The sequence below is a fragment of the Psychrobacter sp. T6-1 genome, assembly GCF_052258445.1.
This window is the reverse complement of the sequence record NZ_JBQQFC010000137.1, coordinates 1-6,156: the sequence shown is the minus strand read 5'-3', so window position 1 is coordinate 6,156 and position 6,156 is coordinate 1. Positions and strand designations below refer to the sequence as shown.

Below are 6,156 nucleotides of genomic sequence, written 5' to 3'. Positions count from 1 at the left end.
GTTTATTCTTTTATTGGTAATACCGCTGCCAGATATTATCAGCGGATACGCCGCGCCAATAATCAAAGCGCAGCTGCCACATCAGAACTATCGTGCGCCAAGTGCCGTGCTGCTCCCAGCGCCGTGCTGAGGTAATGACTTTGCTTTTTAAGCAAACAGGTTTGCCGATAGATTTTAAGCGTTTGCTGATCTCGACATCTTCCATCAAGGCTTGATTGGGATAGCCTCCAATTTGCTCAAACAACTCTCGTTTAATAAAAATAGCTTGATCGCCAGTGGCAATACTAGTCAACCGCGAGCGATAGTTAATCATTTTACTGACTAGCTTTAGCGTCCAATCAGGACTGTCTAGACGTACATCAAAACGACCCCATCCTTTAACTTGGATAGCAGTGGTTATATCAGTAACAGCTTGAGTCGGCAACTTAGTATCAGCATGCAAAAATAGTAGTATGTCGCCTGTCGCTAAGGACGCGCCTTTGTTCATCTGCCGCGCGCGACCTGCTTGTGACTTAATCACTTGCCAGTCGATACCTGATTGATTATCGTTTTTTAAATCTGCAATAAACTTTTGAGCCAATACCAAAGAGTCATCATGTGAGCCGCCATCAACCAAGATAATTTGTTGCGGTAATGGGTTTAGCCTAGCGATATGAGTAAACAAGTGAGGCAGATTATTTGCCTCATTGAGTATAGGAACGATAATGGAAACCGTGGACATGCTATCTCACTACTTCTTATTTAGATTCCAATTATAATTGGTATAACTGATCTTGGTCTTGCCACTTTTTAAGTCAGCAGTTTGTGATTTATTAAGTCCGAGCGGTGAGCTATAACGCGCCAAAAACCCTTCTAAATCTTTGGTGCCGCGCCAATTGCTCTCAAAGTCTTCTTTATACCACTTAAATATGGGTGAGACCTCAAGTGTGCTGCCCTTGAGACGGTTACGACTGCTATCGGCCAAAAATTTACTGGTGACCTGCTCTAATTGTTTATCGAGTTTACTGCCCTTGTAGGCATCATCTAATAATGCAGGACAGCCAATACTTGCGCAGTTGACTGCAAAATGTATACGCGGTTCATTATAGCGACCAGAGCCACGAATGAGATTGTGCTCAATATCATCGAGCGAGCGCTTTTTACCCAGTACGTTGACGAAGTCTTGTTTCCAAGGAGAGCCAAATATACCGCCGATATCCTTGATAGATTTTAGATTAGGGTATTTCGTTAGCACGAGATCTACGGTACCCGCATTATAGACATTAATCAAAAATGCCAATTGCTCATCCTTGCTCCAGCGGTTAAATTCGGATTGACTGACCTTAGCCGTTGCTGCCAAATAGCCATCAAGCTTGCTTTGGTCAGCTTTCATGCCGTTGTAATTAACGACAGATGCTTTGCCCCCGTTGGTCATAGTGACGTTTTTATTTAATAAGCTATCCCAGCTGCTATGGTTAAAATCAGCATAAGCAGCGCCAGATAACACTAGGCTAGCGCCAATAATGGCTTTTATCGTTAAAGCTTTAGAAAATGGAGTTTTAGTTATAAGCATGAGATGAGCTCCGTTAGTGCTAATAATAGCTAATAGTGTAGTGATAAGTATTTTAGTAAAAGTGCTTAGAACCAGCTCTAAGCCGCACTTACCTTTTCGTCTTCTAAAGCGCCGCCGCAACTACTACCTTGTCCTGCTGTGCAGCCGTAACAATGATCACCGATAGCGATATCGTCACCAGTAGGATTTTGGGTGAGTAAGTCGCGCAAATGCTGGCGTGATTTATTGGGTACAGGCATCTCTAACTGTTGATTAAAGTCACAATCAAATAACTCGCCGAGCCAATTAACACTAATGGTCGAGCGACACATAACCTCTTTGAGATTTTGCGCATCATAGTTATCTTTGAGTAGATCCATATAAGAATGGAACTCGTTTTTGGCAAGAAGGACGGCGCCAAAGCGCTGAATGGGCATGTTGGTTAGGGCGAACAATTGATTAAATTCGATATCGAAGTGTTCTTTGAGCTCACGTTTATAGTCCGCCTCTAGCATCTGCTGATTGGGCGGTAAAGTGGCGCCTTGTGGATTATAAACTAAGTTCAAAGTCAAACCTGAATCCATCCGTCCATAACCTAAAGCATTAAGCTTATGTAGCCCTAAAATACTGTCATCAAACGCGCCTTTGCCGCGCTGTTTATCGACGTTCTCAAGCGAATAGCACGGCAGTGAGGCGACTACTTCGACGTCATTATCCGCCAAGAACTGCGCCATATCCTCATAACCCTCTTCCATCAAGATCGTCAAATTACAGCGATCAATGACTTTAACGCCAAGCTTACGAGCCTCGACGACTAAGTATTTAAAGTCGTCATGCATCTCAGGTGCGCCGCCTGTGAGATCAAGCGTGTCCATATTTTGTGCTTGTAGAACCTCTAATATCAGCTCAACTAACTCACGTGACATCATCTCAGTACGATAAGGGCTTGCAGCCACGTGGCAGTGCACACAAGACATATTGCACAGATAGCCCATGTTCACTTGTAGTGTCGTAAGCTTACGCCGTTTGATTGCTGGAAAGTCTGTATGTTCAAGCAGCTCGATAGTTGATTTCATAGCGTATGACCTTTGAGTGATGACAGTTGTGATTTTTAAAATATTTTAATTATAGAGTGGCACATCTTATCTATAGATGTTTTTTCTCTACACATATAGTCAGTTCAGTATAAAAAATGATACAGCGGGACTGGGATGAATTTTTCACAGCCTCTGTCTGCGTAGACACAGCAAGCCAGAAAAATTTATATCAGTTTGGCGTTATTAAGTAACGTATCCATTTTGTTTCGTATTGACTATACAAGCAGAATATATGAAAACTTTAAAGATAAATAGTATTTTTGAGTGATAACTCATTTATTATTACACTATTTAATTTTTCTATTGTGACGCGGGGTGATAGTCCGTGTAACTTAATAATTGATATATATAAACTATTGTTTTATAAATCAATTTTTTTAGTGTCATCCTCATAGAATCTTATTTATATGAGTCGACAAAACGCTTGTCGATATAGCGTTTGACGTACCAAATCCAGTGACCTTGTAGACTATAACTGCCCCAGCTACCGATAGCGTATTTATCGCCGCAGGATAGCAAATACAAAGTACGCGAGCGCGGTTTATACGTTTTTAGGGACTCATCAGCTAAGTACGCCATTAGATTATCAGCCTCTATCGCGCCGCCATGTACTGCATGTACGCCCGAATGCGCCATATCCGTATCGGTACGGCTGGCGACATCACCTACCGCAAACACATTGGCATGTGATCTGCTTTGTTGTACTGAATTCACAGCAATAAAGCCTTTATCCACTGTTTCAAGAGTGGTACTCTGCGTCCACGCCGCTCCCATCACGCCAGTTGCGGCAATAACGCTATTGATAGGTATAGACTTGGTTTCGATGACGAGTTCGCCGCCTACGTAATCTTGCGCGCGCTCATAAATGATTGGGATATCCAAACGCTCAAGCTGCTTGATCACGCGCTGAGTGAATTTGGTATCGAACCCTGATAGCAAATCATGCCCGCAGATCAGATAGACTTGATGATTGGGATTAATCGCTTGTAGGGCAACTTTTGCTGCCATAACGATCTCGGTCGCCGCCGCTCCTGCGCCAACGATAGCCAATTGGTAATGATTTCGTTGCCGCGCGTCTGCTAGGATGTCCTCCCATGCTTGCACAAAATGATGGAGTGGCCGTATAGGAATGACACTATTATTTGGGGTGTCGGCTTTAGGCATCTGATCAAAAGAGTCTTGATTCAAAGGCAATTGGGCGCGTACAAGCCAGCTCAAATCAGTATCCGCTCCTGTATTGAGTGACAGCACATCATAACTGTGATGACCCTCATCAGCCGTTCCCACATTTTGCGCGTCAGCATCTACGCTGGTAATCGCGCTCTTGATGAGGTTGACACCTGCCTGCTTGCATAAAGATAAGACATCGATACTAATATCAGACAGGCTATAATGTCCTGCCATCCAGCCAGGTAACATGCCAGAATACAGACTTTGCGACTGCTCGCTAATCATCGCTATATTTAAATGATCAGGGCGTTTGGTACGCAAACGGCGTAGCAGACCAATATGAGCATGACCGCCTCCTGCTAAGAGTAGTTTTTTTATAGGTAATTTTTTCATAATGATAAAAGCACTTTTACGATAAACAATGATAGATAGTAATCACTTCATAGATGCGCTAGTAAAGCATAAATAGGCGCGCTACTGAGTGAGTCTACTGTAAGATAACGACATAAATAGGTTTGACCACACATAGCTTTGTCGTTAAATTAGTTTTAGCATACGCCTATACCTTAGTATTGGCCGACTTAGTCATTTTGGATAGTAACCCTTTAACCGCAAAAGCAGATAACATTCGTGGTAAGAACCATCAAAGGCGCTCAAGCGTGCAAAGCCTGGTTCCAACCTACAATAAGCTGACAAGAACACTATATTCTTCATTTAATCTATCAAGGAATCTTTATGAGTACGACTGGACAAATCACCTCATCGGACAATAGCCATTATCTGCATCACACCTTTTTTGAGCCGAGCGATAATAGTACCAAAATCACAGCAACACTGCTTATCGTACATGGTATGTGTGAGCATAGCGCGCGCTATAGCGACTTTGCACAGTTCTTGGCAGATCAGGGTATTGCAGTTGCCACTTACGATCAGCTTGGTCACGGCAAAACGGTCAAGTCGCCAGATGAGTTAGGGTTTTTCGGTGAGGAGCATCCGGTTCAGTCGCTACTCAAAGACGTCATCGTTATGGCAGATAACCTAAAAGAGCGTCATCCTGAGGTACCGCATTTCGTTATGGGTCACTCGATGGGCTCATTTATCATCCGTAATGTACTCAAGCACCACGCGCATGATTTTTCAGGGGCGATCCTTATGGGAACTGCTGACGCTAACCCCTTGACTAAAGTTCTGCTACCTATTAACAAACTACTTGCAAAAGCGGCGCCGAAAAAGACCAACCCTATATTTGCAAAAGTGATGAACAAAGTTCTTAATAGTCAATTAAATAATCGCATATCCTCCTCGCCTTTTGCTTGGATTAGCGAAAATCCTGACAATATCGCCGCTTATGAGGCTGATCCACTTACTGGTTTTGACTTTACCAATAATGGCTTTTTGACCTTGTTTAGCTTGATGGATACTGGTCTGCGCAAAACTTGGGCGACTACTATTAGCAAAGACTTTCCGATGCTATTTGTCAGTGGTCAAAACGATCCTATCGGCGATATGGGTAGCGGCGTCAATAACGTTGTTCGTCATCTAAAAAAGCAAAAATTTACTCAAGTAGACATCCAACTCTACCCCAATATGCGCCATGAGCCATTAAATGAGCAAGACAACCAAACCGTTTATCAAGATATCTTGGCATGGATAGAGCGTCATACGTCAGATGCCTAATGTTTTAGGCGCTTATGCTGAACTTATTTGCTAAAAGCTGCTAAATTGGCGACAATACAGCAGGCAAAATTTTATTTACTAAGCCGTTTTTATTTAATTTTTAGGGATTTTTATGTCATTACAACAAACTATCGAACAAGCCTTTGAAAACCGTAACGAGTACAGCCCAGCGACCATACCACAGGACGTGCGCGATGCTATTGAGCAAGTGCTTGAGCAATTAGACAATGGCAGCTTGCGCGTGGCTGAAAAAAAGGATGGCGAATGGGTCGTCAATCAGTGGGCAAAAAAGGCAGTACTGCTCTCGTTTCGCTTAAACGACAATTATGTGCAAGCAGCGGGCGATCATATCCAGTTCTATGACAAAGTCCCAACCAAATTTGCTGATTGGAGTGAGGAGCAGTTTAAAGAAGCAGGCGTACGCGTCGTACCACCAGCAGTCGCTCGCAAGGGCTCGTATATCGCAGCAGGCGCGGTACTGATGCCGTCATACGTCAACATTGGCGCTTATGTCGATCAAGGTGCGATGGTAGATACATGGGCGACGGTTGGATCCTGCGCACAAATCGGTAAAAACGTCCACCTATCAGGCGGCGTAGGTATCGGCGGCGTGCTTGAGCCACTACAAGCCAACCCGACCATCATTGAAGATAACTGCTTTATCGGCGCGCGCTCTGAGAT

6 protein-coding genes are annotated in these 6,156 nt (G+C 43.6%); 2 read left to right on the top strand and 4 right to left on the bottom strand.

Translation table 11 applies throughout. The features are described 5' to 3' along the window. Positions 1-10: 10 nt before the first annotated feature. From ACTXGO_RS08480 to ACTXGO_RS08465, 4 genes are all read right to left on the bottom strand, one after another. On the bottom strand, positions 11-721 hold the full coding sequence (locus ACTXGO_RS08480; RefSeq protein ID WP_443541963.1) for a TIGR04283 family arsenosugar biosynthesis glycosyltransferase: 711 nt from the start codon (positions 719-721) through the stop codon (positions 11-13). Positions 722-730: 9 nt separating this feature from the next. Continuing rightward, positions 731-1,552, bottom strand: coding sequence for a DUF547 domain-containing protein (locus tag ACTXGO_RS08475; RefSeq protein WP_443541965.1), 822 nt, complete (start codon positions 1,550-1,552; stop codon positions 731-733). Positions 1,553-1,629: 77 nt separating this feature from the next. Next, entirely contained in the window at positions 1,630-2,607 is a 978-nt protein-coding gene (gene arsS / locus ACTXGO_RS08470; RefSeq protein ID WP_443541967.1) for an arsenosugar biosynthesis radical SAM (seleno)protein ArsS, read from the bottom strand. Positions 2,608-3,027: 420 nt separating this feature from the next. Then, positions 3,028-4,191: an FAD-dependent oxidoreductase gene (locus tag ACTXGO_RS08465; RefSeq protein WP_443574045.1), complete on the bottom strand. Its 1,164-nt coding sequence runs from the start codon at positions 4,189-4,191 to the stop codon at positions 3,028-3,030. Between the two features lie 342 nt (positions 4,192-4,533). Here ACTXGO_RS08465 and ACTXGO_RS08460 point away from each other — a divergent pair, with 342 nt between their 5' ends. Beyond that, positions 4,534-5,475 carry an alpha/beta fold hydrolase gene (locus tag ACTXGO_RS08460; RefSeq protein ID WP_435949302.1) on the top strand — a complete coding sequence of 314 codons (942 nt, stop codon included), beginning with the start codon at positions 4,534-4,536 and terminating at the stop codon, positions 5,473-5,475. A gap of 112 nt (positions 5,476-5,587) precedes the next feature. Next, a partial coding sequence (locus ACTXGO_RS08455; RefSeq protein WP_443574043.1) for a 2,3,4,5-tetrahydropyridine-2,6-dicarboxylate N-succinyltransferase occupies positions 5,588-6,156 on the top strand: 569 nt, incomplete at its 3' end.

Excerpts from the sequence above, each read along its gene's own strand:
- ACTXGO_RS08480 (WP_443541963.1), bottom strand. The coding sequence starts at position 721 with ATGTCCACGGTTTCCATTATCGTTCCTATACTCAATGAGGCAAATAAT.
- ACTXGO_RS08475 (WP_443541965.1), bottom strand. The coding sequence starts at position 1,552 with ATGCTTATAACTAAAACTCCATTTTCTAAAGCTTTAACGATAAAAGCC.
- arsS (WP_443541967.1), bottom strand. The coding sequence starts at position 2,607 with ATGAAATCAACTATCGAGCTGCTTGAACATACAGACTTTCCAGCAATC.
- ACTXGO_RS08465 (WP_443574045.1), bottom strand. The coding sequence starts at position 4,191 with ATGAAAAAATTACCTATAAAAAAACTACTCTTAGCAGGAGGCGGTCAT.
- ACTXGO_RS08460 (WP_435949302.1), top strand. The coding sequence starts at position 4,534 with ATGAGTACGACTGGACAAATCACCTCATCGGACAATAGCCATTATCTG.